Raw genomic sequence first — 26,014 nt, forward strand, 5'->3', positions numbered from 1 at the left:
CGCTAAGTCGGGTGCGGCCCTTGGAACAGGCCCACCGGAGGAGCCGCTACGGCGCCGGGCAGAAACCGCCAGGCAACTGAACGCCGTCGACGACGGGGCACGGGTTGAACGTGAAGATCACCAGGGTGCCGAGGATGACGATGACCGCAGTTGCTGCGTACAGGACCACCTTGAGCCAGAAGCGGGTGGAGTCCTTTTCCGCGTAGTCGTTGATGATGGTGCGGACGCCGTTGGTGCCGTGGAGCATGGCCAGCCAGAGCATGGCCAGGTCCCAGAACTGCCAGAAGGGATCTGCCCACTTGCCGGCGACAAAACCGAAGTCGATGGCGTGGATGCCTTCGCCCACCAGCAGGTTCACGAACAGGTGGCCGAAGATCAACACCACCAGGACGATGCCGGAGAGGCGCATGAAGAGCCAGGCGATCATTTCGAAGTTGCCGCGGCTGCTGCCGGTGCGGTTGTACTTCGGGGCAATCTTGCCCGAGCGGGGGGACTGGATGGTGGTCATGGCTTAGTGGCCTCCCAGCGCGAGGGAAAGGTGGCGGATGGCGAAACCTGCGAACGTAACCAGCCACAGTGCAAGTACGACCCACAGCAGTTGGCGCTGGTACTTTGCGCCCTTCTTCCAGAAGTCGATCGCGATCACACGCAGGCCGTTGAAGGCGTGGAAGATGATCGCAGCGACCAGGCCCGTTTCACCCAGGGCCATGAGGGGGTTCTTGTAGGCGCCGATAACGGCGGTGTAGGCCTCAGGGGACACGCGCACCAATGAGGTGTCCAGCACATGGACCAACAAGAAGAAAAAGATCACTACACCGGTAATGCGGTGTCCAACCCAGGACCACATGCCTTCACGGCCGCGGTACAAGGTGCCAGCTGGTTTTGTCGGCACTGAATAAACCTTCCTGCAACACAGCGGCGCTGGCATGGGATCCACGCGGGGGGAACGCCTGCTGCGAGAGCACTCGTAGCTCACGCCTAAATCTAGGCTTCGCTAACAGCTTATTCAATTTAGGACCGGCTTCTCTGCTTGTTAATTCTGTGTTTCCCGCCCGTGATTCCGCGAATTTTTCCGCCGCATGAGACTAATGCCACATGTGTGGCGCGCGGCGGGGCCTGCCAGCGGTGTCCGATAAAGTATTGAGGTGAGTACAGAAGACGCGACATTCCCGGAATCGCCATTGGACCGCTTCCATGCAGTCATTCCGGCAGGCGGTGTGGGGACCCGGCTGTGGCCACTCTCGCGTGCCGCGGCACCGAAGTTCCTCCACGACCTGACCGGTTCCGGCAGCACTTTGTTGAGGGCCACCTATGACCGCCTTGAGCCTTTGGCCGGCGAGCGGGTCCTCGTGGTGACGGGCCAGGCGCACCGCGCGGCCGTGTGCCGCCAGCTCCCCGAAGTAGGGGATGACGAGTTGGTCCTCGAAAGCGAACCCAAGGATTCCGGCGCAGCCATCGGCCTTGCGGCGGCCATCCTTTACCAGAGGAACCCGGAAACCATCATGGGCTCCTTCGCGGCAGACCAGGTGATCAGCCCGGACGAGCTCTTCCAGGACACCGTGCGGGAAGCCATCTTCACCGCGGCAACCGGCAAGATCGTCACCATCGGCATCAAGCCCACGCACCCGTCAACCGGCTTCGGCTACATCCGTTCCGGCAAGGAACTGAAGGTCGACGGTGCGCCAAACGCGCTGGCCGTGGCGGAATTCGTCGAGAAGCCCAGCGAAGACGTTGCCCGTAAGTACGTCGAGGCAGGCGACTACGTATGGAATGCCGGTATGTTCGTGGCTCCCGTTGCCCTCATGCTCAAGCACCTGGAAGCCAACCAGCCGGAGCTGTTCGGCGGGATCCAGGAGATTGCGCAGGCCTGGGACACGCCGCAGCGCGACGAAGTGACCGCGCGCGTGTGGCCAACCTTGCCCAAGATTGCCATTGACTACGCCGTCGCTGAGCCCGCAGCGGCAGCCGGCGATGTCGCCGTCGTACCTGGTACTTTCCGTTGGGACGACGTCGGTGACTTTGCCGCGATCGGACGCCTCAACAATGCCGGCGACGTTGACGAGGTGACAGTCCTTGGCGAGGGCGCCCGCGTTTTCGCCGAAAACGCCAGCGGCGTGGTTGTTTCGGACACCAAGCGCGTTATTGCCCTGATCGGTATCAAGGACGTCGTCATCGTGGACACCCCGGACGCACTCCTGGTGACCACCAAGGAACACGCGCAGAGGGTCAAGGGTGCCGTCGATGCCCTGAAAGCCAGCGGCGACACGGACGTGCTTTAGCCGGAGCCTTATAACGCAAGCCACCTCTTTGCTTGTCCTGCGCCTGAACGCAGCGTAACCAAGAGGTGGCTTTCGTTCTTCGAAGGCTGTGCATGGCTAGAGTTGTGACGTGCGCAATTACACGACTGAAACCGAGCCCACCCCTGTTGTTGGTCCCTGGGTTGACGAGCTGTTGCCCGGACTCATCGAATTCAGGCGGGACCTGCACGCGCACCCCGAACTTTCCTTCAAGGAATTCCGCACCACGGACAAACTCGTGGAGCGTCTCGAGGCTGCCGGGTTGAAGCCACGCAGGTTGGAGGGCACGGGCTTGACGGTGGACGTGGGGGAAGGCCCCATCGCCACCGCCCTCCGCGGCGACATCGACGCCCTGCCGATCATCGAGGAAACCGGCCTCCCGTTCGCTTCCAAGAACCACGGTGTGACGCACGCATGCGGCCACGACATCCACACCACCACCATGCTGGGCATCGCCCTGACGCTCCAGCGCATGCACAAGAACAACCCGTTGGGCGGTTCCGTCCGCATCATCTTCCAACCGGCCGAGGAAACCATGCCGGGCGGCGCGTTGTCCTGCATCGAGCAGGGCGTGCTGCAGGGCGTTCCCCGTATCCTGGCGCTGCATTGTGATCCGAGGATCAACGTTGGCCAGATCGGTACCCGCATCGGGGCCATTACCTCGGCATCGGACACCATCAAGATCGAACTGACGGGCCGCGGTGGCCACACCTCCCGGCCGCACCTGACCGAGGACCTCGTGTTCGCTTTGGCGCAGATTGCCATTAACGTCCCGGCCGTCTTGTCGCGCCGCGTGGATGTCCGCAGCGGTGTCTCCGTGGTCTGGGGCCAGATCTCGGCGGGTTCTGCTCCGAACGCGATTCCGGGCAGCGGGTACATGGCCGGAACCATGCGCTGCCTGGACCGCGACGCCTGGCACAGCGCCGGGGAGCTGCTGGACGACGTCGTGAAGCAGGTTGCCGCGCCCTACGGCGTGGACGTCCACCTGGAGCACACCCGCGGTGTCCCGCCGGTGGTGAACTCGGAGCATGAGACCGCCTTGATCGAGGCCGCGGCCCGGGCAGAGTTGGGCGAGAATGCCGTTGTCCTGACTCCGCAGTCCATGGGTGGCGAAGACTTCGCGTGGTTCCTCGCCGACCTCCCCGGCGCCATGATGCGCCTGGGTACTCACACGCCCGGTGGCGAAGAGTACGACCTCCACCGGGGAGACTTCATCGTGGACGAGCGCGCCTTGGGCTATGCGGTCCGCGTCCTTACTGCCGCTGCGCTCCGCACCATCCGCGACCAGCAGCAGTAACCCAACTGGGTCGCATTTGTGCGCGTTTTCAGCGCCCAAAACGCGCACAACTGCGACTCAGTTGGGTAAAAGTTTGGCCAATTGAGTTGTGCACAATTTAATTGTGCGCTACCGTTTTATCCATGAGTGATGCTCCCCGCCTCCGCCACCAGGTTTGCTTCGCGCTGTACTCGGCATCGAAAGCCGCGACGGCGGTCTACCGCCCCGTGCTCGACGAGCTGGGCCTGACGTATCCGCAGTACTTGGTGATGCTGGTCCTGTGGGAGCAGGAGCCGCGCAGCGTCCGCGAGCTTGGGGCCGAACTCGGCCTGGACTCGGGCACCTTGTCGCCGCTCTTGAAGCGACTTGAATCGCTGGGGCTTGTTGAGCGCCACCGCTCGGCCGAGGACGAACGCCGCGTCGACGTGGTGCTCACGGCAGCCGGGCGCGGGCTCAGCGAACGTGCTGGAGCCGTCCCCCAGCGACTCGCCGATGCTGCGGGACTCTCCGCGGCAGAAATCCAACAGCTTCACGCCACTCTCGGCAAGCTCACCGCGGCACTGCAGAACTCACTCTGAAGATTTCCACACCAGAAAGGGATAGATCCATGAAGACCCTCTACACAGCTGAGGCCTTGGCCTCGGGCGAAGGCCGCGACGGTAACGCGCGCACCAACGATGGCAAACTCGACGTAGCCCTGGCAAGCCCCGTGGAACTCGGTGGCAACGGCCAGGGGACCAACCCAGAGCAGCTGTTTGCCGCCGGCTACGCAGCCTGCTTCCATTCAGCGCTGCGCCTTGTAGGCCGGAAGGAACGCGTCGACCTCACGGATTCCGCTGTCGCTGCCAAAGTCCACTTCGGCGCATTGACGGACAGCGAAGGCTACGGCCTGGCCGCTGAACTCGAAATCGCGCTGCCCGCCCTGGGTCGTGAAAAGGCCGAGGAACTCATGGCCAAAGCGCACCAGATCTGCCCCTACTCCAACGCCACGCGCGGCAACATTGCCGTAGACCTCAAGCTCGTGGAGTTCGCAGCATGAGCGCCGTGACCCAGGAACTGCCAGCCGCAACCCGCGAAATCCAGCTCGCCTCGCGCCCGTCGGGCCGTCCCGTGCCGGAGAACTTCCGTCTGGCCGAGGCTGGACTGCCCGAACTGCAGGATGGCCAGGTGCTGGTGAAGAACCAGTTCATGTCCGTGGATCCGTACATGCGCGGCCGCATGAACGACGCAAAGTCCTACTCGGCACCTTTCAGCATCGATGCCGCGCTCGACGGCGGTGCCGTAGGTGAGGTGATCGCGTCCCGTTCGGACGCGCTCAAGGTGGGTGACGTCGTCGTGCATCAACTCGGGTGGCGTGAACACGCTGTTGTTGACGCCGCAGCGGCGAGCATGGTTCCGCACGGACTGGCGCCGGCCTCTGCATTCCTCGGAGCGTTGGGCATGACCGGCTTGACGGCGTATGCCGGACTGCTCAAGGTGGCCGAATTCAAGGAAGGCGACGTGGTCTTCGTCTCAGGTGCCGCCGGGGCCGTGGGTTCCATGGTGGGGCAGATCGCCAAGGCCATGGGGGCCGGGAAGGTGATTGGCAGTGCGGGCTCGGCGGCCAAGGTTGCCCGGCTGTTGGAACTCGGCTTCGACGCCGCGTTCAACTACAACGATGCCCCCGTGCTGGAGCAGCTCCGCGAGGCCGCGGGGGAGCAGGGCATCGACGTGTACTTCGACAACGTCGGCGGGGAGCACCTGGAAGCGGCCCTTGCCACGATGAACGTCGGAGGGCGGGTTGCCATGTGCGGTGCCATCGCGCAATACAACTCCACTGAGCCGCCGGCAGCTCCGCGCAACCTGGCCGTGGCGATCGGCAAGCAACTGACGCTTCGCGGCTTCCTCGTGGGCGGCCAGAGGCAGCACGCTGCTGAGTTCCGGCAGAAGATGGCCGGCTGGTTGGCCGATGGCACCGTCAGCTACGACGAGACGATCGTGGACGGACTGGAAAACGCGCCGCGCGCGTTCATCGACCTGCTGGACGGAATGAACACAGGAAAGATGCTCGTCCGCCTGTGACTGGCGCCCCCGCCTACTGATTGGTAACAAAAAGTCAACGATCTGGGGCGGGGGCCATCTTTGTGCTACCTCCATGTGTTCTACGCCACTAGGGTGGTGGTATTAGTGCGCTACGGCGCAATGCTGCGAAGCATCAGTGAAAACAGAATTTCTGCCCCGGGGTTTTGGAAACGGACACTCATTGACCACCAGTCGTAGCGATCATCACTTTCTTCCTGGAGGAACATTGAAGAAACCACTGCGTGCCACCCTGAAGCGCGGTTCGATGGCCGGTGTGGCCACCTTGGGCGCTACCGCGCTCCTGCTCAGCGGTTGCGGACAGGCTCCCGACGCCGGCTCCAGCAGCAACACCGCCAGCAACTACACCGGTTGCATCGTCTCCGACTCCGGTGGGTTTGACGACCAATCCTTCAACCAGTCCTCCTTCGAGGGCCTCAAGAAGACCGAAAAGGACCTGGGCATCAACACCAAGTCCGCGGAGTCCAAGGCCAACAGCGACTTCGAGACCAACCTGAACGGCATGATGTCCGCCGGCTGCAACATGACCATCACGGTGGGCTTCCTCCTGGGCGACGCCACCAAGGCCGCAGCCGAGAAGAACACGGACAAGCACTTCGCCATCATCGACTACTCGTACCAGACGCCTATCGCCAACGTGAAACCGGTTGTCTACGACACCGCACAGGCTGCCTACCTGGCCGGCTACGCCGCTGCCTCGGCAACCAAGACCGGCAAGGTGGGAACCTTCGGCGGCATCAAGCTGCCTACCGTCACCATCTTCATGGACGGTTTCTACGACGGCGTCCAGGCTTACAACAAGGCCAAGGGGAAGACCGTCCAGGTTGTCGGTTGGGACAAGGCCACGCAGGACGGCTCGTTCACCGGTGACTTCGAGAAGCAGGACACCGGAAAGCAGATCACCAAGAACCTGCTGGACCAGGGCGCGGACATCGTGATGCCCGTTGCCGGCCCGGTTGGCAAGGGTGCCGGCGCGGCACTCAAGGAAGCCAAGGCCGCGGGCAAGGACGTCAAGCTCATCTGGGTTGACTCCGATGGCTTCCTCACCGCTCCCGAATACAAGGACCTGATGCTGACCTCCGTGGTCAAGCAGATGGGTGAAGCCGTGGAAACCGTGGTGAAGGACGACAAGGACGGCAAGTTCAGCAACGAGGCCTACGTTGGCACCCTTGCCAACGACGGCGTGGCCATCGCCCCGTTCCACGACCTTGACTCGGCCATCTCCGCCGACACCAAGTCTGAGCTCGATGCCCTGAAGGCGGACATCATCTCCGGCAAGCTGAAGATCGAATCGGCGGCCAGCCCCAAGAAGTAGCAACTCCTGGACGCGCCGCCAGTACCGTTCCCCGGTACTGGCGGCTCGTTTTTGCCCTGACTAGGCTGCTGCCATAGGTAGTGAGCAGTGCAGCCGTCCCTCGGACTCAAAGAACGGTGGGAGTTGTGAAACTCGAATTAAAGGGGATCTCGAAAGCCTTCGGGAGCTTCTACGCCAACCAAGACATCGACCTCGTGGTCGAATCCGGCCAGATCCATTGCCTCCTCGGTGAGAATGGTGCCGGAAAATCAACCCTCATGAATGTGCTGTACGGGCTCTATGAACCTACGGCCGGACAAATCCTGGTGGACGACCAGCCCGTGAACTTCCGCGGGCCCGGCGACGCCATGGCGGCGGGCATCGGCATGGTGCACCAGCACTTCATGCTGGTCCCAGTGTTTAGCGTCGCGGAAAACGTGGCGCTCGGAGCCGAACCGACGTCCTTCGGCGGCGTCCTCAGCATGGACGAAACGCGCAAGCGGATCCGCGAAATCTCGGAGAAATACGGCTTCGACGTGGACCCTGACGCCCTGGTGGAGGACCTTCCGGTTGGTGTCCAGCAGCGCGTGGAGATCATCAAGGCGCTGGTCCGCGAAGCCAAGGTACTCATCCTGGACGAGCCCACAGCCGTCCTGACGCCACAGGAAACGGATGAGCTCCTGGACATCATGCGCCAGCTCAAAGCCAGTGGAACCTCGATTGTCTTCATCTCCCACAAACTCAGGGAAGTGAAGGCCGTCTCGGACGTCATCACGGTGGTCAGACGCGGCAAGGTGGTGGGCGATGCGCCCCCGACGGCCTCGGCCACGGAACTGGCCTCCATGATGGTGGGCCGGCCCGTCAGCCTGAGCCTGAACAAAGCGGCGGCACAGCCCAAGGAGACCACCTTCGTCGTCGAGAACCTCACGGTTCGCGCTCCCAACGGCACCAACGTGGTGGACGGGATCAGCTTCGACATCGCCCAAGGCGAGATCCTCGCCGTCGCCGGTGTCCAGGGCAACGGACAGACCGAGCTGACGGAAGCGATCCTCGGGGTCCAGGAACATGTCACCGGCTCCGTCACCCTGGATGGCAAGCAGCTCCTGGGTTTGCCCGTCAAGGACGTCCTGCGTTCCGGCGTCGGCTTTGTTCCGGAAGACCGGACAGTCGACGGACTCGTGGGACCGTTCTCCGTGGCGGAAAACCTTGTCCTTGACCTCTACGACCAGGCGCCTTTTGCCAGCGGTGTGAGCATGAAGCCCACCAAAGTGGCGGACAACGCCAAGGCCAAAATTGAGGAATTCGACATCCGGACCCCATCGGCCGGTGCCGCGGCGGGAACCCTCTCCGGCGGCAACCAGCAAAAAGTGGTCATGGCACGCGAGCTGTCCCGCCCGCTGCGGCTGTTCATCGCAAGCCAGCCCACCCGCGGCGTGGATGTGGGCTCCATCGAATTCCTGCACAAGCGCATCGTCGCCGAGCGCGATGTTGGGACGCCGGTGATGATCGTCTCCACGGAACTCGACGAAGTCATGGAACTGGCAGACCGCATTGCCGTGCTTTACAAGGGCAAGCTCGTGGGCATTGTTCCCGCCGGTACTCCCCGCGACACCCTCGGCCTCATGATGGCCGGCGTCAGCCCGGAAGGGGGCTCCGATGACAACCAGTGACCAGTCCAAGAAGGATGCAACACCCCATGAATCCACTGCGGATGCCCAGGCGGCCGATGTCGCCCTGGATACCGCAGGCGGCACGCTGGAGCCGTCGATCGTGCCGGTTTCCTCACAGAGCGGCGACGTAGGCCATCATGAGGGAAGCGCGATGCGCAGGATCGTCATGGGCAACGGCTTCGTGTCGGTCCTCGCCGTGATCGTGGCACTGATCCTCGGTGGGCTCCTGATTGCCAGCACGGACGCCCGGGCAGCGAGGACTGCAGGCTACTTCTTCGCCCGCCCTGCCGACTTCCTCTCGGCCCTGTGGGACGCCATGACCAAGAGCTACGTGGCACTGTTCCAAGGCGCCGTGTTCAACACACGCCAGGGCTTCATGCCGATGCTGGAAACCATGACCGTGGCTACGCCGCTGATCTGCGCTGGTTTGGGTGTTGCCCTGGCCTTCCGTGCAGGTCTGTTCAATATCGGCGCCCAAGGCCAGATCATCATCAGCGCTACGCTCGCCGCCTACGTTGGTTTCACCTGGCACCTGCCCTTCGGCCTGCACCTGCTGATCGTCATCATCATGGGCGTCCTGGGCGGCGCAGTATGGGGCGGCATCGTGGGTGTCTTGAAAGCCAGGACGGGCGCGCATGAGGTCATCGTGACCATCATGTTGAACTACGTGGCCTTGTTCCTGCTGGACTTCCTGCTGAACACGGCCGCTTTCCGCCGACCCGGGGACAACAGCCCCATCTCGCCGCGACTCGACGAGTCCGCCACATACCCGGTGCTGATCCCGGGCTCGCGGCTCCACCTTGGCTTCCTGGTAGCCGTGCTGCTGACCTATGGCGTGTGGTGGATGCTGAACCGGTCCACCATCGGCTTTGAATTCCGGGCTGTTGGCGCGAACCCGGCGGCCGCCCGAACGGCCGGCGTCAAAGTTCCCCGCGCAACCATCCTGGTCATGGCCTTCGCGGGTGCGCTTGCTGCGTTCGGCGGTGTGGCCCAGGTTGCCGGAACGGAGAAAGTCCTGACCGGCGGCGTTGCCGCGCAGATCGGCTTCGACTCCATCACGGTGGCCCTTCTGGGGCGGAGTACTCCTTGGGGTACGTTCTTCGCCGGCCTGTTGTTCGGCGCTTTCCGGGCCGGCGCGGTCCAGATGCAGATCCAAACGGGAACGCCGATCGACATCGTCCTGGTGGTCCAATCGCTGATCGTCCTGTTCATCGCGGCTCCGCCGCTGATCCGGTCCATCTTCCGGCTGGACAGCAAGAAGAAGAACAAAAACAGGAAGGCGGCACCGAAGGCCGCCGTTGCCACCGGAGGTGCCAAGTGAGCGCAACAACTACCGCTCCCAAGGCCGGAGCACCCGCGCTGCCCGGCACGAGGCCTTCATTGAAGGTCCCTGTGTCACTCGGAGTACTGGCCTTGCTGGCCCTGGTCTTCTTCGGACTGCTCGGCCCCGGCCAGACTGCCGAGATGAAGATCAGCGATCCGGGCGACACGTTCCAGGTTCCGGCCCTCATGATCCCAGGCCAGGTTGGCGGCGTGCTGCTGGCCATCCTGTTGCTGGCCATGGCGGCCTACTCGATCTACTTGTGGACCCGCGGGGAACGCTCACCCAAATGGCTGCCGATCGCCTTCGCCGTGGTGTTCGTCTTCGCCCTGCTTGTTTGGATCGTGGCCGGCGCCCGCCAGCCGTCCATTTCGCTCGCCGGCCTGGTGGCGGGCTCCGTCACGCTTGCCGTTCCGTTGGTGTTCGGCTCGTTGTCCGGTGTCCTGTGTGAGCGGGTGGGCGTGGTCAACATCGCCATCGAGGGCCAGTTGCTGGGCGGTGCCTTCACAGCGGCGCTCGTGGCCACCGTGACGGGCAGTCCATACATCGGCCTGCTTGCTGCTGCGGCGGCAGGTGCCGCGGTGTCCATGGTGTTGGCAGTGTTCAGCATCAAGTACCTCGTCAACCAGATCATCGTCGGCGTGGTGCTGAACGTCCTGGTCTCGGGCCTCACGGGATTCCTGTTTGGCACGGTCATGGCGCCGAACAAGGATCAGTTCAATACCCCGGGACGCCTGGACATCCTGCCGATTCCGCTGCTCTCCGACATCCCGATTATTGGTCCGATCCTCTTTGAACAGTCCATCGCCGGTTACCTCATGTACATTGCGGTGGCCGTGGTGTGGTTCGGGCTGTTCAAGACCCGCTGGGGCCTGCGGGTCCGCGCAGTGGGCGAGCACCCCCAGGCGGCGGACACGCTGGGCATCAACGTCAACGCCACCCGTTTCTGGAACGTCACGCTTGGCGGCGCCATTGCCGGCATCGGCGGGGCTGTCTTCACGTTGGTGACCATTGACTCCTTCACCAAGGAGATTTCCGGTGGCCGCGGCTTCATCGCCCTCGCGGCTTTGATCTTCGGCCGGTGGAATCCCATCGGTGCGTTCCTGGCATCGCTGCTGTTCGGCTTCGCCTACAACCTGCAATCGATCCTGGGCATTATCGGAACTCCGGTGCCCAGCCAGTTCATGGCCATGTTGCCGTACCTCGTGACCATCTTCGCCGTCGCCGGTTTGGTGGGCAGGTCAAGGCCGCCCGCAGCCAGCGGCATACCGTATGTCAAGGGCTGAGCCGGTGGGCGACGTCAATTGGCAGGCCCTGGAAGACGCCGCGAAGCAGGCCATGGCCAAGGCGTATGCACCCTATTCGAAGTTCCCGGTGGGGGCTGCGGCCCTCACCGAGGACGGCAGGATCATCAGCGGCTGCAACGTTGAGAACGCAAGCTACGGCCTGACCCTTTGCGCCGAATGTGCGCTGGTGGGTCAGTTGCATATGAGCGGCGGTGGCAGGATCGCGGCGTTCTATTGCGTGGACGGCCAGGGAAACGTGCTGATGCCCTGCGGGCGTTGCCGCCAACTGCTGTACGAGTTCCGGGCCCCCGGCATGCAGCTCATGACCACCCAAGGCATCAAAACCATGGACCAGGTGCTGCCTGACGCCTTCGGTCCGGAACACCTGGAGGAAAACACGTGACCAGCTCCGAAGCCTTCGACGCCGTCCAGATCATCACCATCAAGCGGGACAAGGGCACGCTGACGCCCGAACAAATCGACTGGACCATCGATGCCTACACCCGGGGCGTCATTGCCGAGGAACAGATGGCGGCGCTCAACATGGCCATCCTCCTCAACGGCATGGACCGCGAAGAAATCTCGCGATGGACATCGGCAATGATCGCCTCGGGGGAGCGGATGGACTTTTCGTCGCTGACAACGCCCGACGGCGGCAGGAAGGCTACCAGCGACAAGCACTCCACCGGTGGGGTCGGGGACAAGATCACCCTTCCCCTTGCGCCATTGGTGGCGGTTTTCGGCGTCGCTGTCCCGCAGCTTTCGGGCCGCGGCCTGGGCCACACCGGCGGCACGCTGGACAAGCTCGAAGCGATCCCCGGATGGCGCGCGAACCTCAGCAATGAGCAGATCATGGCCCAGCTCCAGGACGTTGGGGCCGTTATCTGCGCAGCGGGTTCCGGGCTGGCTCCGGCTGACAAGAAGCTCTACGCCCTCCGCGACGTCACGGGAACGGTTGAGGCGATCCCGCTCATTGCCTCCTCGATCATGAGCAAGAAGATCGCAGAGGGCACCGGCTCGTTGGTCCTCGACGTGAAGGTCGGATCGGGCGCTTTCATGAAGGACCAAGCCAAAGCCCGGGAACTCGCCGAGACCATGGTGGCCCTGGGAAAGGACGCCGGGGTGCACACCGTGGCCTTGATGACGGACATGTCCACGCCACTTGGCTTGACGGCGGGCAACGCCATAGAGGTTGAGGAATCTGTGGAGGTCCTGGCGGGCGGCGGTCCGGAAGACGTCGTCGAACTGACCGTCCGGCTGGCGGAGGAAATGCTGGCGGGCGCCGGCATCCATGACGCCGATCCCGCCGCCGCACTCAAGGACGGCCGGGCCATGGATGTGTGGAACCGGATGATCGAGGCCCAGGGTGGCGATCCGCGGGCCGCCTTGCCGGTGGCGAAGGAGTCCGAGGTCGTCTACGCTCCGGCGGACGGTGTCCTCGTGGAATTGGATGCTCTTTCGGTGGGCGTGGCGGCGTGGCGTCTCGGCGCCGGGCGGGCCCGCAAGGAGGACCAGGTGCAGGCTGCGGCAGGCGTCCGGATGCATGCAAAGCCCGGTGCCCTGGTCCGCGCGGGGGAGCCGCTCATGACGCTCCTGACTGATACGCCGGAGAAGTTCGGGCGTGCCAAGGAGGCCTTGGAGGGCGCTGTGGTGATTGCGCCGGAGGGCTCCCGCCCCGCCCGGCAACTCATTATCGACAGGATCGCCTAGGCTTAATTCCCGTGCAGGCCATCAACGATTTCATCCTCGCCGCAGCCGAACAGCCCTGGGTGCTGTTCCTGGTGTTGGCCTGTTGCGTCATCGACGGTTTCTTTCCCCCGATCCCCAGCGAATCGGTGGTGGTAGGCCTCAGCGCTGTCTCCGGAAGCAGTGGTTCACCGAACGTGTGGCTGCTGGTCCTGGTGGCAGCGCTGGGCGCCTTTTCGGGGGACAACATTGCCTACCTGATCGGCCGCCGCATCGGCATCCAGCGGTGGCGGTGGATGCGCACCCAGCGCATGCAGGGCGCCTTCCGGTGGGCGGGCAAGGAACTACGACGCCGGGCCGCCTCGCTGATCATGGTGGCGCGGTTCATCCCGATTGGACGGGTGGCCGTGAACCTCACGGCAGGTGCAACGCACTTCAACCACCGCCGCTTCGTTGGGCTCACGGCATTGTCGGCGGTGCTGTGGGCCAGCTACTCCGTGGTCTTGGGCTACTTCTTCGGAGTCTGGTTCGAGCACAACCACTTGCTGGGCGCCGTGATCGCGATTGTTGTTGCGGTGATCCTCGGCATCATCATTGACCGCATCATCAGCAAGGTCCGCGGCTCGGTTCCGTTGGACAAGGAGAACATCCCGGAGGCGGAGAGCCCCACGGGCGAAAGCGCCCCGCCTCCACCCACGGTATGAGGCCCTGGATGGCGGAAGATCACCCCACTGGTTGACGCCGGAACAACTCCCTCGCTTATAGCGTTAATTGTGTGATCCCGAGGCTGGGGCGTAGCGAACGACGTCCCGGCCATGGGACACTAAGAGCGACTTCCGTCACAGTGTCAAGTCATAACCGTCTAGGAGCTACCCCCGCGTGGAGTTTTTGAACCAAATGCTCGAGCATGCAGCCGGGCAGCCTTGGATTTACCCGGTGCTCCTGGTGTTCTTCTTCATCGACGGATTCGCCACCATCCTGCCAAGCGAAACAGCAATTGTGGGCCTCTCGGCGCTGTCCCTTCACAGCGGGGAACCCAACCTCTGGATCCTTGGAGCTACGGCACTCATCGGAGCCATGGCCGGCGACAACATGGCCTACCTCCTGGGCCGCAAGATTGGCCTGACCCGCTGGAAGTGGATGCGCCGTCCCAAGGTCCAAAAGATGTTCGCCTGGGCCCAGTATGAGCTGGACAAGCGTGGCGCCGTCCTCATTTTCACGGCGCGTTATATTCCCTGGGGCCGCGTGGCCGTCAATTACGTTGCAGGCCAAACCGGGTTCCGGCACCGTACGTTCTTCTTCCTGGATGCGTTTGCCTGTGTGACGTGGGTGGGATATTCGATCGGCATCGGTCTCCTGGCCGGACAATGGGTCCACCACAACCCGCTCCTGGGCGTTGGCATCGCTGTGGCCTTCGCTGTGGTTCTTGGCATCATCGTGGACCACGTGCTGCGCTGGTGGCACAAACACCTTGAACGGAAGGACCACGCCAAGGAGGCTGCGGCCACTGCTGCCGCCGCTCCCGCGGAGGATCCAAGCGCGAAAGCCATTGTGGGCGTCGACCGTTCAAAGCCTGCTGGCTAAGCACCTGCCGTCCCCCTACAGTTGGGTACGTGACTGAGCCAATTGTTGACGCTGCCCCTGCCCTCGACTTCGATCTGAAGAGCCTGCCGAAGGTTTCCCTCCACGACCACCTGGACGGAGGACTGCGGCCCGCAACCATCATTGAACTGGCGGAGGCCGTCGGCCACACCTTGCCGTCCACTGATCCTGTCGCGCTCGGCGAGTGGTTCCGCGAATCCGCAGACTCGGGTTCCCTGGTCCGCTACCTTGAGACCTTCGACCACACCATCGCCGTGATGCAGACCAAGGAAGGCCTCTTCCGGGTGGCCAAGGAGTTCGTCGAAGACCTCGCCGAGGATGGCGTGGTCTATGGCGAGGTCCGGTGGGCTCCGGAGCAGCACCTGCAGAAGGGCCTCACCCTCGATGAGGTAGTGGAAGCCGTGCAGGCCGGCCTCGAAGCCGGCGTCGCAGCCGCTGACGAGCGCGGACAGCAGATCCAGGTGGGCCAGCTCATCACCGCCATGCGCCACGCCGACCGTGGCCAGGAGATTGCCGAGCTCGCCGTCCGCCACCGTACCAAGGGTGCCGTTGGCTTCGATATCGCCGGTGCCGAGGACGGGTTCCTGCCCTCCCGCTTCAAGGACGCCTTCACCTACCTCGCCGCAAACAACTTCCCGGCCACCGTCCACGCAGGTGAGGCCGCCGGGCTGGACAGCATCCAGTCGGCCCTCGTCGACGGTCGGGCCCTGCGCCTGGGTCACGGCGTCCGGATCGCCGAGGACATCACGGTGGAGTTCGAGGAAAACGCGGACGACGACGGCGAAGGCACTGTTGGGCTCGTGACGCTCGGCAACGTGGCCGGCTGGGTGCGGGACCGCGGCATCGCCCTGGAAATCTGCCCATCGTCCAACCTGCAGACGGGTGCCATCGCCAGCTTCGGTGACGGCATCGAAAGCCACCCGCTGGACATGCTGTTCCAGCTGGGGTTCAACGTCACCATCAACACCGACAACCGCCTCATGAGCGGCGTGACTTTGACGGACGAGTTCGAGCTCCTGGTAGAGACCTTCGACTATGACCTCGATGATTTGCTCGAACTGACCCTCAACGCCGCCGAGGCAGCCTTCCTGCCCCTCGACGAGCGCGAGGCCTTGGTCGAGTACATCAACGATGCCTACGCCAACCTCGGCTGACGGTCCCGGCGCCCAAGGCATCGGTCTGCTGATCCGGACCATCGCCGCTCTTCGGGAACACTGCCCCTGGATGGGTGCGCTCACACACGAATCGCTCGTGGAGTACCTGATCGAGGAAGCCTACGAAGTGGTGGACTCGATCGAAGCGGGTTCTGTTGACGATGAGCTTCGCGGCGAGCTTGGCGACGTACTGCTTCAGGTAGTACTGCACGCCCGGCTCGCCGAGGAGCGCGGCAGCTTCGATTTCGACGCCGTCGCCCGCGGCATCAACGCCAAGATGGTGCGGCGCAACCCGCATGTCTTCCGGCCGGACGGCTGCCTGCAGGACACCTTCCCTGCCACGGTCGAGGAAATCATCCTCAAGTGGGACGCCGCCAAGCGGGCCGAGAAGCCGGAACGTGCCGATCCGTTCGAGGGGATTCCGCCGCACCTTCCGGCGTTGGCAGCAGCACAGAAGTCCCTGGACAGGGCCGCACGCGCGGGCCTCGACATTGACCACGGGAGCCGCCCTGCCGGCGTCGTGCTTCCCGCCATTCCGGCCTCGGAGGAGGCGCTCGGTGAGCTGCTGCTCGCGATCGTCGCCAAAGCCCGGGAGCAAGGGGTCGACGCCGAACGGGCCCTTCGCAAGGCGGTGCGGACGTTCCAGGACGGCCAAGGCCGGCCTTCATGACGTGAGCGGTTGGAAGCCGTTCCGTAACCTAAGCCACTCTCGACTACGCTAGTAGCGACGAGGACGTCGAGAATTCCCCTCTAGATTCCTGTAAATCGCTTCACCATAAGGAGCACATCCATGGCGCTTATCGATGCCATCCACGCACGCGAGATCCTTGATTCCCGCGGTAACCCGACTGTAGAAGTTGAGGTCCTGCTCTCCGACGGCCAGATCGGCCGCGCAGCAGTTCCTTCCGGTGCCTCCACCGGTGAGCACGAGGCCGTTGAACTCCGCGACGGCGACAAGGGCCGTTACCTCGGCAAGGGTGTCCAGAAGGCCGTAGACGCCGTCATCGACGAGATCTCCCCGGCCCTGATCGGCTTCGACGCTACTGACCAGCGCAGCATCGACCAGGCGATGATCGACCTCGACGGCACCCCGAACAAGGGCAAGCTTGGCGCCAACGCCATCCTCGGCGTCTCCCTGGCCGTGGCCAACGCGGCGGCTGCCTCCGCAGACCTGCCGCTGTACAAGTACCTCGGCGGCCCGAACGCCCACGTCCTCCCGGTTCCGCTGATGAACATCCTCAACGGTGGCTCGCACGCCGACTCCGACGTTGACATCCAGGAATTCATGATCGCCCCGATCGGCGCCGAGACCTTCTCCGAGGGCCTCCGCTGGGGTGTTGAGGTCTACCACAACCTCAAGGCTGTCCTCCAGGAGAAGGGCCTCTCCACCGGCCTCGGCGACGAGGGTGGCTTCGCCCCCAACCTGCCGTCCAACCGCGCTGCACTGGACCTGATCCAGGAAGCCATCAAGAACGCCGGCTACACCCCGGGCACGGACATCGCCCTGGCCTTGGACGTTGCTTCCTCCGAGTTCTACAAGGACGGTGCTTACCAGTTCGAAGGCAAGGCACTTTCTGCTTCCGAGATGAGCGCCTACTACGCCGGGCTCGTTGCCGACTACCCGCTGGTTTCCATCGAGGACCCGCTGGACGAGAACGACTGGGAAGGCTGGAAGACCCTCACCGACACCATCGGTGACAAGGTCCAGCTGGTGGGCGACGACCTCTTCGTCACCAACCCGGTTCGCCTGCAGCAGGGCATCGACGCCGCAACGGCCAACTCGCTCCTGGTGAAGGTCAACCAGATCGGTTCCTTGACCGAGACCCTGGACGCCGTGTCCCTGGCCCAGCGCTCGGGTTACACCACCATCACCTCGCACCGCTCCGGTGAGACCGAAGACACCACGATCGCCGACATCGCCGTTGCCACCAACGCCGGCCAGATCAAGACCGGTGCTCCGGCCCGCTCCGAGCGCGTTGCCAAGTACAACCAGCTGCTCCGGATCGAAGAGGAACTCGACGACGCCGCTCGCTACGCCGGCCGCAGCGCTTTCCCGCGTTTCAAGGGCTAGCCTTCAGCGAAAACAGCTGACCGGTGGCTATGGTGGAAAGACCATAGCCACCGGTTCTGTTTAATGCTTGCCTGCCGAACCGCGGGCACGGCAGGACAAAAGCCACGTACGTCAGGCGCAGGGCAAGCGCAGCAACCGCCAGGCAAGCACCGGGCATTACAGGAGTGTCATGGCCACCCGTCGTCCAAAGGTTCCCCGGGCTGACGCCCTTGGCAGGTCGTCAGGCCCGGCCGCTCCCGGCCAATCCCCGCGGAAGGGCTCTCCGGCTCCGGAGTCCGCCCGCCAAGGCTCTGCAGGTGGCGACCTCATCGAGGCGGAGTTCGGCGGTGCCCGCGGAAAAGCGGTAACGGGCAGCGCGGAAGCCAAGCCCGGTCCGCGGGCTGATGCCCATGGCAAGGCTGGCGGAACGCGCAGGCCCGGTGCCCCAAGGACTCCGGTCCGTCCACGGGTCACCACCGAGACCCAGGCGAGTGATCCGGTACCGGCCAAAGCATTCTCCGGCCGCGTGCTGGCGCTGGCCGTGGTGATGATTGCCATCACTATCATGCTGGCCCCAACGGTGAAGATCTTCCTGGAGAAGCGCTCCGAAATCTCGGCGCTGGAGGCCGAAATCGCGAGCAAGGAAGCCGAGCAGGCTGACCTCAACAAGCAGCTCTCCCGGTGGCAGGACCCCAACTATGTGAAGCAGCAGGCCCGCGACCGCATTAACATGGTTATGCCGGGTGAAACGGGTTACTGGGTATTTGGCGGGGATGAAGCCGCCGGAACCCCTGGGGGCCGCACCGGCTCCGGATCATCTGCGAACCCGGCAAACCTGCCTTGGGTGGATGCACTTTGGGAGTCCATCAGACGATCGGCAACAGACTAGACGCGGTGCCCGCCGCCGTCGTGCCCTTGCGGGAGGCGACCAAAAGGGCAGGAAGGTTGGCAGCGCAAGTGGAAGAGAACACGGCTGCAATGCCGCAGGAATCCCGCCAGCCATCAGCACACGACCTCGATGTCCTGAGCCGTCAGCTTGGCCGTCCGGTGAGGGACGTCGTCGAGATTCCCGCCCGTTGCGTGTGCGGCAATCCGTTGGTCGCGGCCACGGCACCCCGGCTCAGCAACGGGACGCCGTTTCCCACCACGTTCTACCTGACCCATCCGGTGATCACCTCGGCTGTCTCCCGGCTGGAGGCCGGTGGGCTGATGAACCGGATGAACGATCGCCTGGTGGACGACCAGGACTTGGCCACCGCCTACCACGGCGCCCACGATGCGTACCTGCAAGCGCGCAACGAGATCGCCGAGCGCTCCGGATCGGGTGCCGTTCCCGAAATCGCCGGCGTCTCCGCGGGCGGCATGCCCACCCGTGTTAAGTGCCTGCACGTGCTTGTTGGGCACTCCCTTGCGGCCGGACCCGGCGTCAATCCTTTGGGGGACGAGGCCCTTGAAGCGGTCGCCGAATGGTGGACCAAGGACCGCTGCTATTGCGACGGAGCGTGGGACACGGCGGGCCAAGCCCCGTCGAAGGACCTCAGCCGCCATGGCCCCCAGGGCCTGCCGGACATCGTGGGGCGTCCCGCTCCTGTCCGCAAATCGAAAACCTCACTGCCCACCACGGAATCGACGGAAGAGCGTACATGAGCCGCGTTGCCGCCATTGACTGCGGAACCAATTCCATCCGCCTCCTGATTGCCGACGTTTCGGCTGATGGGGCACAGAGCCCGTTGACCGACGTCGTTCGGGAAATGCGCGTGGTGCGCCTGGGCCAGGGCGTGGACGCTACCGGCGAGCTCGCGCCGGAGGCCCTGGAACGCACTTTTGCGGCGGCAAAGGACTATGCGGAACTCATCCGTGAACACGGGGCCGGGCGGGTTCGCTTCGTTGCCACGTCCGCCACCCGGGATGCCCGCAACCGGCAAGTGTTCGTGGACGGGATCCAGGACCTGTTGGGGGTTGCACCCGAGGTCATCTCCGGTGATGAGGAAGCTTCGCTGTCCTTTGCCGGGGCAAGCAGCGTCCTGCCGGTCAGGGGGAACGACTCCGTCCTGGTGGTGGACCTCGGCGGCGGCAGTACGGAGTTCGTCCTGGGTGACTCGCGTGGAGTCATCGCCGCGCGTTCGGTGGACATCGGCTGCGTCCGGCTGACTGAACGCCACCTTAAGAGCGACCCGCCGACGGCTGCCCAGATCGCCGCTGCGGAGGCCGACGTCGACGCCGCCATCGACCTCGCCGCGCAGACAGTCCCGCTTGACCGCGCCACAGCCGTGGTGGGCGTCGCGGGTTCCATCACCACCATCACAGCGCACGCCCTTGGCCTGAGCGAATACCAGCCCAACAAGATCCACGGCGCATACCTGGACCTTGAGACCATCGGCGATGCCGCCACCAACCTGCTGGAAATGAGCCGCTCCGAGCGGGCAGCACTGCCCTACATGCATCCCGGACGGGTGGACGTGATCGGCGCCGGTGCCTTGGTATGGCGCCGCATCCTGTGGCGCCTTGGCCAGGCCAGCGGTGGCCGCATCGAGGGCGCAACATCCAGTGAGCACGACATCCTGGATGGCATTGCCCTCAGTATCCGGGGAGTTGCATGACCATGCGGCACAGGCGCCTCCTCTCGGCCTCGCTGGCTGCCTTCCTGGCCGGAGGAGCCTTGGCCGGAGGATTGGTCACCGCTCCTTCCGCCATGGCTGATTCCTGGCGTGACAAGGAACAGTGGCTCAAGGACTCAGGCATCACCAATGCCTGGCAGGTCTCCAAGGGCGCCGGGGTCAAGGTGGCTGTGATTGACAGCGGCATCGACGGCAACCACCCGGACCTGAAAGGCGTGGTGACAGGCGGTGCCGACGCATCCGGTGCCGGAGCCGCCAACGGCCAGAAGAGCATTGGAGCAAAACCGGAGCACGGAACCCTGGTGGCCACCATGCTGGCCGGGCGCGGCCATTCCACGCCCACTGCCTCACCCTCTGCCTCGCCGACGGCCACGCCCACCGTTCCGCCGGCAGGGGGACCTGACGGGATGGTGGGCGTTGCCCCGGAATCCGAAATCCTGTCCGTCTCCACCTGGCTCGGCTCACCCAATCCCGGCGGCAAGACGGACCAGGAACAAATTCCGGTGGCCGTCCGCTGGGCAGTGGATAACGGTGCAAAGGTCATCAATATTTCCTTGGGCAGTACCTCTCCGGATTGGCCGCAAAGCTGGGACGCTGCGTTCCTTTACGCAGAGCAGAAGGACGTGGTGATCGTTGCGGCGGCGGGCAACCGTGTTGGCGGAAACGTGCAGGTGGGTGCCCCGGCCACCATTCCCGGCGTCCTCACCGTTGCGGGCCTGGACGGCGACGGAAAAGCCAGCGTTGACTCCTCATCCCAGGGCATCAGCATTGGCGTGGCCGCCCCTGCCGAAGACCTCGTGGGAGGCGTGCCCGGTGGCGGGTATGCAGAGTGGGCAGGAACCTCGGGTGCTGCTCCGATCGTGTCCGGCGTGGCCGCGCTGATCCGTTCCAAGTGGCCGGAAATGAGTGCCAAGCAGGTGATCAACAGGATCGTCAGCACGGCCAAGGATGCCGGTGCCCCGGGCAAGGACCCGATCTATGGCTACGGAATCCTCGATGCCGAAGCTGCGTTGAAGGGCGACGTGCCCACCACCAGCGTCAACCCGCTGGGTTCCATCGCGGACTGGATCCGTGTGCACCGCCGCGGCGACTTCAGCACGCCGTCGCAGGCCCCGGTGGCGAGTCCCACCAGCGCGCCTCCTACGCTGGCTGATCCCACCGTTCCCTCGGCGAAGACACCGGCCGGCGTCGACGATGCCCTGCCGGCCGCCGTCGTGCTTGGTTTCGGCGGGCTCTTCGCCGCCATAGTTACGGGCGCCGCACTGCAACTGCGCCGTGCCTACAAGAACCCGCCTGCCGTGCCGGAAGAGGCCGAAACAGGGGCCGTGGAAGTGGTGGATCCGCCCGCCAAGAAGTAGCTAGTGAAGATTTTCACAAAGTGCTGTACTCTGGATTCATGGCAACCACCCCAGAGCTCATTGACCGTCCGCGGGTTCTCGTCGTCGGCGGCGGCTACGTCGGCCTGTACGTAGCACTCAAACTGCAGAAGAAGATCGCGAACGCAGGTGGCATCGTCACCGTCGTGGATCCACTGCCCTACATGACTTACCAGCCGTTCCTCCCCGAGGTGGCTGGTGGCAACATCGAGGCACGCCACGCCGTCGTCTCCCACCGTCAGCACCTGAAGCAGACTGAGCTCATCCAGGGCCGCGTCACCAGCATCGACCACGCAAACCGCACTGCGGTCGTGGCACCCTCCGACGGTGGCGAGCCGTTCGAGATCCCGTACTTCGACGTCGTGATCGCCGCTGGCGCCATCACCCGTACGTTCCCCATCAAGGGCCTCGCGGACAAGGGCATCGGCCTGAAGACCATCGAGGAAGCCGTTGCATTGCGCAACAAGGTCCTGGAGCGCATCGAAGCCGCGTCCACCATGACCGATCCCGCAGAGCGCGCCAAGGCCCTCACCTTCGTGGTTGTCGGTGGCGGTTTTGCCGGCATCGAGTGCCTGACGGAAATGGAAGACCTCGCCCGCGCCGCTGTGCGCAACAACCCGCGCATCCGCCAGGAGGAAGTCCGCTTCATCCTGGTTGAGGCCATGGGCCGCATCATGCCCGAGGTCACCGCACCCCAGGCCGAGTGGGTCGTGGAGCACCTTCGCAGCCGCGGCATCGAGGTCCTGCTCAACACCTCCCTGGACAGCGCCGAGGGCAACCTCAAGCTCATCAACCTGCCGGACAAGACCTCCGCTGGTGAAGTCGAAGCAGACACCCTGGTTTGGGCTGCCGGCGTGCAGGCCAACCCGATGATCCGCTCCACCGACTTCCCGTTGGAACCGCGCGGCCGCGTCCGCGTCCTCCCGGACCTGCGTATTGCCGGTGACGAAGGCATCATCGAGAACGCCTGGGCAGCCGGCGACATCGCCGCTGTCCCGGACCTCACCGGCAAGGGCCTGCCCGATGGCACGTGTGTGCCGAACGCCCAGCACGCACTCCGCCAGGCGAAGAAGCTCGCCAAGAACCTGTGGGCTTCCCGCTGGGACAAGCCGCTGCACGACTACAAGCACAAGAACCTTGGTGCTGTTGCCGGCTTCGGCGAGTGGAAGGGCGTTGCCAACATCAACCTCCTGGGCCGCATCGGCCTCAAGGGCGGCCTCGCCTGGCTGGCACACCGTGGCTACCACGGCATGGCCATGCCCACGGTTGAGCGCAAGTTCCGCGTGATCTTCGGCTGGATCCTGTCCTTCTTCGCCGGCCGCGACACCACGCAGCTGATCGACCTCGACAACCCGCGCGGTGCCTTCGTGGCAGCGGCAACCCCGGCTCCCAAGCCGGCTGCCGCCCCGGCCCCGGCTCCGGCTGCGGAGAAGCCCGCCGAGGAGAAGACCCCGGTAACGGCTAACGCCAAGTAGTTCACGCTCGACGGCGGCTGCTCCCCTGAGGGGAGTGGCCGCCGTCGACGTTTAACGGCCAAGCCGCCCCTAGACTGTTCCCATGGCTGGCGAAACCGACCTGGAAACACTCCTGGAGTCCATGCATCCAATCGTGCGCGACGGCGACTACGTTTACGCGCTCTGGCCGCACGGCAAGCCGTTGGAAGGCGGCGTGGAGGCCGCGGTCCGCGAGGCTGAAGGCCTGACCGTCGTCTTGCGGCGTGATGAAGCGGACAGGCTTGGGCTCGCCTACGACTTCGTGGCGGCATGGATTACCCTGCAAATCCATTCGGCTTTGGAAGCAGTGGGTCTGACAGCCGCAGTCAGCGCCGCGCTGACGCATGCGGGGATCAGCTGCAACGTCCTGGCCGGCTTCCATCACGACCATTTGCTGGTGCCCGTTGGAGACGCGGACCGTGCCATGGGGGTATTGCAATTGTTGGGCCGCGGAATCGTGCTGCGGACCGAACAGCCGGAGGACCGGCCGGCAATTCTGGCCCTGACAGCCCAGGCATTCTCCGTCTCACCGGTGACCGGCGAACCCGTCCAAGGAACGCCCATCGAAGTAGCTTTGCTTCGTGAGCTTTTGGATTGCGACGAGTACATTCCGGAATTGAGCATCGTGGCCGAAATCGGTGGCGATATTGTGGGCCACGTGATCAGTACCCGCGGTTGGGTGGGTGATCTGGAACTTGTGGGCCTGGGCCCCATCGGCGTCGTGCCAACCCTGCAACGCCGGGGGATTGGCTCCGCCCTGATGCGCGAGACGGCTGCGCGGGCCACGGCGGCAGCTATCCCGGGAATCGCGCTCCTGGGCAGCCCCGCGTACTACCCGCGCTTTGGGTACCAGCCGGCCACGTCTGTCGGCGTGCGGCCACCTGAGGCGGCATGGGCCGACCACTTCCAGGTGCTCAGGTTGCCGGGATGGCCCGACGGCGTCAGCGGAACCTTCCGCTATGCGGCGCCATTCGATCGTCTCTAGCTGGGATACCATGGTCCGGGCGCCCCAGTAGCCCAATTGGCAGAGGCATCAGACTTAAAATCTGCGTGTTGTGGGTTCGAGTCCCACCTGGGGCACTGCAAGGAAGGGGAGGCGAAGTCTCCCCTTCCTTTTTTCGCACCTTTCTCAGAGAATTTTCCCAGTCGGTTCGTAGATTCCCCACAGGCAACGAGTGTTATAGGGATGTGACCTGAATCACTTATCTTCCCGGATCAATTGCACTAGTTTGAGCAGTAATCAGGAATACCTGAGCAATCGCATCAAAGGCAGTTCGCACCTTTCGATCGAGGAGATTACGAATGTTTGATCTTTCCCAAGCGGCGCCCCGTGCCGCCAAGCTAACCGCGCTTGGCATTGGGGTCGCTCTTCTCGCCACGGCCTGTGGCGGGTCTTCCACGCCGAGCCAGACCGGCTCCGGCTCCAGTTCAGCAGCCGCGGCAGGCATTTCGTGCCCGGCTCCCAGTGCAGGTGCGGGGGCCGGCAACAGCGCGGCTGCCACCAACACTGGACCTGTACCTCCTTCGACCACTACTACGTCTACGCCGCTCAAGATTGGTTCGCTCCTGCCGACAACGGGGTCGCTGGCGTTCCTCGGCCCACCTGAAATTGCCGGCGTCAACCTTGGCATCAAGGAAGTCAACGACGCCGGTGGTGTCCTGGGTGCTCCCGTTTCCGTGATCCACCGTGACTCCGGCGACACCAAGACCGATATCGCTACGCAGTCCACCACCGCCTTGCTCGGGCAGGGTGTCAGCGCCATCATTGGCGCGGCTTCCTCCGGTGTATCCAAGACGGTCATCAACCAGATCACCGGTGCCGGCGTCATCCAGTTCTCGCCTGCGAACACCTCGCCTGACTTCACCACGTGGGACGACAAGGGCCTGTACTGGCGCACTGCACCCTCGGATGTCCTCCAGGGCAAGGTGCTCGGCAACTACATGGCTACTTGTGGCGCCCAGACCGTTGGCATGATCGTCCTTAACGACGCTTACGGTACCGGCCTGCAGAAGAACGTGAAGGAAGCCTTCGAAGCAGCCGGCGGCAAGGTTGTTGCCGAGGAACTGTTCAACGAGGGTGACTCGCAGTTCAGCAGCCAGGTGGACAAGGTTCTTGCCGCCAAGCCGGACGCCATCGCACTGATCACGTTCGACCAGGCAAAGAGCATCGTCCCGTTGATCACCGGCAAGGGCATCAAGCCCACGCAGCTGTTCATGGTTGACGGCAACACCTCCGACTACAGCAAGGACTTCCAGCCCGGCACCCTGAAGGGCGCACAGGGAACCATTCCCGGTACGTTCGCCAAGGACGCCTTCAAGCAGAAGCTCCTGGCCATTGATCCGGCCCTGAAGGATTACAGCTACGCAGGCGAGTCCTACGACGCCGTGAACCTGATCTCGCTGGCTGCTGAGGCCGCCAAGAGCACCAAGGGCACCGATATCGCAGCCAAGCTCAAGGAAGTCTCCGAAGGTGGCGAGAAGTGCACCAGCTACGCGGCTTGCGTGACGCTCCTCCGCCAGGGCAAGGACATCGACTACGACGGCCAGTCCGGCCCCGTAACGTTCTCCGACGCAGGTGACCCCACCGAGGCGTACATCGGTATCTACGAGTACCAGGACAACAACACCTACAAGCCGGTTCGCGAGGAGTTCGGCAAGCTGTAAGCCGCTCCTGGCACACCAAACAGAACAGGTCCCCTTCCACCCGGAAGGGGACCTGTTCCTTTGTGCGTTGTGAAGTGTGCGTTGCGGGGCCTGCTTTGCGTGCTTTGGGACGCTCAGAGGGCGCAGAGCGGGCCCCACAACGCAGTGG

25 protein-coding genes and 1 tRNA gene are annotated in these 26,014 nt (G+C 64.1%); 24 read left to right on the forward strand and 2 right to left on the reverse strand.

Translation table 11 applies throughout. The features are described 5' to 3' along the window. Positions 1-46: 46 nt before the first annotated feature. Together ACFVSJ_RS00850 and sdhC are read right to left on the reverse strand one after the other, a co-directional pair. Entirely contained in the window at positions 47-508 is a 462-nt protein-coding gene (locus tag ACFVSJ_RS00850) for a succinate dehydrogenase hydrophobic membrane anchor subunit (RefSeq protein WP_387433251.1), read from the reverse strand. A gap of 3 nt (positions 509-511) precedes the next feature. Beyond that, entirely contained in the window at positions 512-892 is a 381-nt protein-coding gene (sdhC, locus tag ACFVSJ_RS00855) for a succinate dehydrogenase, cytochrome b556 subunit (protein ID WP_011773978.1), read from the reverse strand. 253 nt (positions 893-1,145) lie between these two features. Between sdhC and ACFVSJ_RS00860 the strand changes: the two genes are divergently transcribed. From ACFVSJ_RS00860 to ACFVSJ_RS00975, 24 genes are all read left to right on the forward strand, one after another. Next, a complete protein-coding gene (locus ACFVSJ_RS00860) occupies positions 1,146-2,279 on the forward strand; it encodes a mannose-1-phosphate guanylyltransferase (RefSeq protein WP_387433255.1) in 1,134 nt (377 codons plus the stop codon). A gap of 109 nt (positions 2,280-2,388) precedes the next feature. Continuing rightward, positions 2,389-3,594 carry an amidohydrolase gene (locus ACFVSJ_RS00865; protein WP_387433257.1) on the forward strand — a complete coding sequence of 402 codons (1,206 nt, stop codon included), beginning with the start codon at positions 2,389-2,391 and terminating at the stop codon, positions 3,592-3,594. Positions 3,595-3,716: 122 nt separating this feature from the next. After that, entirely contained in the window at positions 3,717-4,151 is a 435-nt protein-coding gene (locus ACFVSJ_RS00870) for a MarR family winged helix-turn-helix transcriptional regulator (protein ID WP_387433260.1), read from the forward strand. A 29-nt stretch (positions 4,152-4,180) separates the two neighbouring features. Further along, positions 4,181-4,612: an organic hydroperoxide resistance protein gene (locus tag ACFVSJ_RS00875; RefSeq protein WP_387433262.1), complete on the forward strand. Its 432-nt coding sequence runs from the start codon at positions 4,181-4,183 to the stop codon at positions 4,610-4,612. Next, on the forward strand, positions 4,609-5,634 hold the full coding sequence (locus tag ACFVSJ_RS00880) for an NADP-dependent oxidoreductase (protein ID WP_387433265.1): 1,026 nt from the start codon (positions 4,609-4,611) through the stop codon (positions 5,632-5,634). Before ACFVSJ_RS00875 ends, ACFVSJ_RS00880 begins: the two co-directional genes overlap by 4 nt. Positions 5,635-5,899: 265 nt before the next feature. Next, entirely contained in the window at positions 5,900-6,967 is a 1,068-nt protein-coding gene (locus ACFVSJ_RS00885) for a BMP family protein (protein ID WP_387434141.1), read from the forward strand. A 125-nt stretch (positions 6,968-7,092) separates the two neighbouring features. After that, the gene (locus ACFVSJ_RS00890; RefSeq protein WP_387433267.1) at positions 7,093-8,616 is read left to right on the forward strand and encodes an ABC transporter ATP-binding protein; all 1,524 of its coding nucleotides are present in this window, start codon (positions 7,093-7,095) and stop codon (positions 8,614-8,616) included. Beyond that, a complete protein-coding gene (locus ACFVSJ_RS00895) occupies positions 8,603-9,937 on the forward strand; it encodes an ABC transporter permease (RefSeq protein WP_387433270.1) in 1,335 nt (444 codons plus the stop codon). The genes ACFVSJ_RS00890 and ACFVSJ_RS00895 overlap by 14 nt, the downstream gene beginning before the upstream one ends. Then, positions 9,934-11,223: an ABC transporter permease gene (locus tag ACFVSJ_RS00900; protein WP_387433272.1), complete on the forward strand. Its 1,290-nt coding sequence runs from the start codon at positions 9,934-9,936 to the stop codon at positions 11,221-11,223. The genes ACFVSJ_RS00895 and ACFVSJ_RS00900 overlap by 4 nt, the downstream gene beginning before the upstream one ends. Beyond that, positions 11,210-11,626, forward strand: a complete 417-nt coding sequence (locus ACFVSJ_RS00905; RefSeq protein WP_387433275.1) for a cytidine deaminase — start codon at positions 11,210-11,212, stop codon at positions 11,624-11,626. Before ACFVSJ_RS00900 ends, ACFVSJ_RS00905 begins: the two co-directional genes overlap by 14 nt. After that, a complete protein-coding gene (locus tag ACFVSJ_RS00910; protein ID WP_387433278.1) occupies positions 11,623-12,933 on the forward strand; it encodes a thymidine phosphorylase in 1,311 nt (436 codons plus the stop codon). The genes ACFVSJ_RS00905 and ACFVSJ_RS00910 overlap by 4 nt, the downstream gene beginning before the upstream one ends. 11 nt (positions 12,934-12,944) lie before the next feature. Further along, positions 12,945-13,613 (forward strand): DedA family protein, encoded by a 669-nt coding sequence (locus ACFVSJ_RS00915; RefSeq protein WP_387433281.1) that lies wholly within the window; start codon positions 12,945-12,947, stop codon positions 13,611-13,613. A 193-nt stretch (positions 13,614-13,806) separates the two neighbouring features. After that, positions 13,807-14,493 (forward strand): DedA family protein, encoded by a 687-nt coding sequence (locus tag ACFVSJ_RS00920; protein WP_387434143.1) that lies wholly within the window; start codon positions 13,807-13,809, stop codon positions 14,491-14,493. 29 nt (positions 14,494-14,522) lie between these two features. Beyond that, positions 14,523-15,665 (forward strand): adenosine deaminase, encoded by a 1,143-nt coding sequence (locus tag ACFVSJ_RS00925; RefSeq protein WP_387433284.1) that lies wholly within the window; start codon positions 14,523-14,525, stop codon positions 15,663-15,665. Continuing rightward, the gene (locus tag ACFVSJ_RS00930) at positions 15,643-16,335 is read left to right on the forward strand and encodes a MazG nucleotide pyrophosphohydrolase domain-containing protein (protein ID WP_387433286.1); all 693 of its coding nucleotides are present in this window, start codon (positions 15,643-15,645) and stop codon (positions 16,333-16,335) included. The genes ACFVSJ_RS00925 and ACFVSJ_RS00930 overlap by 23 nt, the downstream gene beginning before the upstream one ends. A 120-nt stretch (positions 16,336-16,455) precedes the next feature. Further along, positions 16,456-17,736, forward strand: coding sequence for a phosphopyruvate hydratase (eno, locus tag ACFVSJ_RS00935; RefSeq protein ID WP_387433287.1), 1,281 nt, complete (start codon positions 16,456-16,458; stop codon positions 17,734-17,736). A 169-nt stretch (positions 17,737-17,905) separates the two neighbouring features. Continuing rightward, on the forward strand, positions 17,906-18,604 hold the full coding sequence (locus tag ACFVSJ_RS00940; protein ID WP_387433289.1) for a septum formation initiator family protein: 699 nt from the start codon (positions 17,906-17,908) through the stop codon (positions 18,602-18,604). Between the two features lie 68 nt (positions 18,605-18,672). Continuing rightward, positions 18,673-19,362, forward strand: a complete 690-nt coding sequence (locus ACFVSJ_RS00945; protein ID WP_387433291.1) for a DUF501 domain-containing protein — start codon at positions 18,673-18,675, stop codon at positions 19,360-19,362. Then, positions 19,359-20,315: an exopolyphosphatase gene (locus tag ACFVSJ_RS00950; RefSeq protein WP_387433293.1), complete on the forward strand. Its 957-nt coding sequence runs from the start codon at positions 19,359-19,361 to the stop codon at positions 20,313-20,315. The genes ACFVSJ_RS00945 and ACFVSJ_RS00950 overlap by 4 nt, the downstream gene beginning before the upstream one ends. Beyond that, positions 20,312-21,691, forward strand: coding sequence for a S8 family serine peptidase (locus tag ACFVSJ_RS00955; RefSeq protein ID WP_387433294.1), 1,380 nt, complete (start codon positions 20,312-20,314; stop codon positions 21,689-21,691). Before ACFVSJ_RS00950 ends, ACFVSJ_RS00955 begins: the two co-directional genes overlap by 4 nt. Positions 21,692-21,729: 38 nt before the next feature. Beyond that, on the forward strand, positions 21,730-23,184 hold the full coding sequence (locus ACFVSJ_RS00960; RefSeq protein WP_387433297.1) for an NAD(P)/FAD-dependent oxidoreductase: 1,455 nt from the start codon (positions 21,730-21,732) through the stop codon (positions 23,182-23,184). An 82-nt stretch (positions 23,185-23,266) separates the two neighbouring features. Continuing rightward, positions 23,267-24,187, forward strand: a complete 921-nt coding sequence (locus tag ACFVSJ_RS00965) for an N-acetyltransferase (RefSeq protein ID WP_387433299.1) — start codon at positions 23,267-23,269, stop codon at positions 24,185-24,187. A gap of 21 nt (positions 24,188-24,208) precedes the next feature. After that, positions 24,209-24,282 (forward strand) — tRNA-Leu (locus tag ACFVSJ_RS00970). A 222-nt stretch (positions 24,283-24,504) separates the two neighbouring features. Further along, positions 24,505-25,866 (forward strand): ABC transporter substrate-binding protein, encoded by a 1,362-nt coding sequence (locus ACFVSJ_RS00975; RefSeq protein ID WP_387433301.1) that lies wholly within the window; start codon positions 24,505-24,507, stop codon positions 25,864-25,866. Positions 25,867-26,014: the final 148 nt, after the last annotated feature.

It is taken from the genome of Paenarthrobacter sp. NPDC058040 (assembly GCF_042885775.1).
GTDB lineage: Bacteria > Actinomycetota > Actinomycetes > Actinomycetales > Micrococcaceae > Arthrobacter.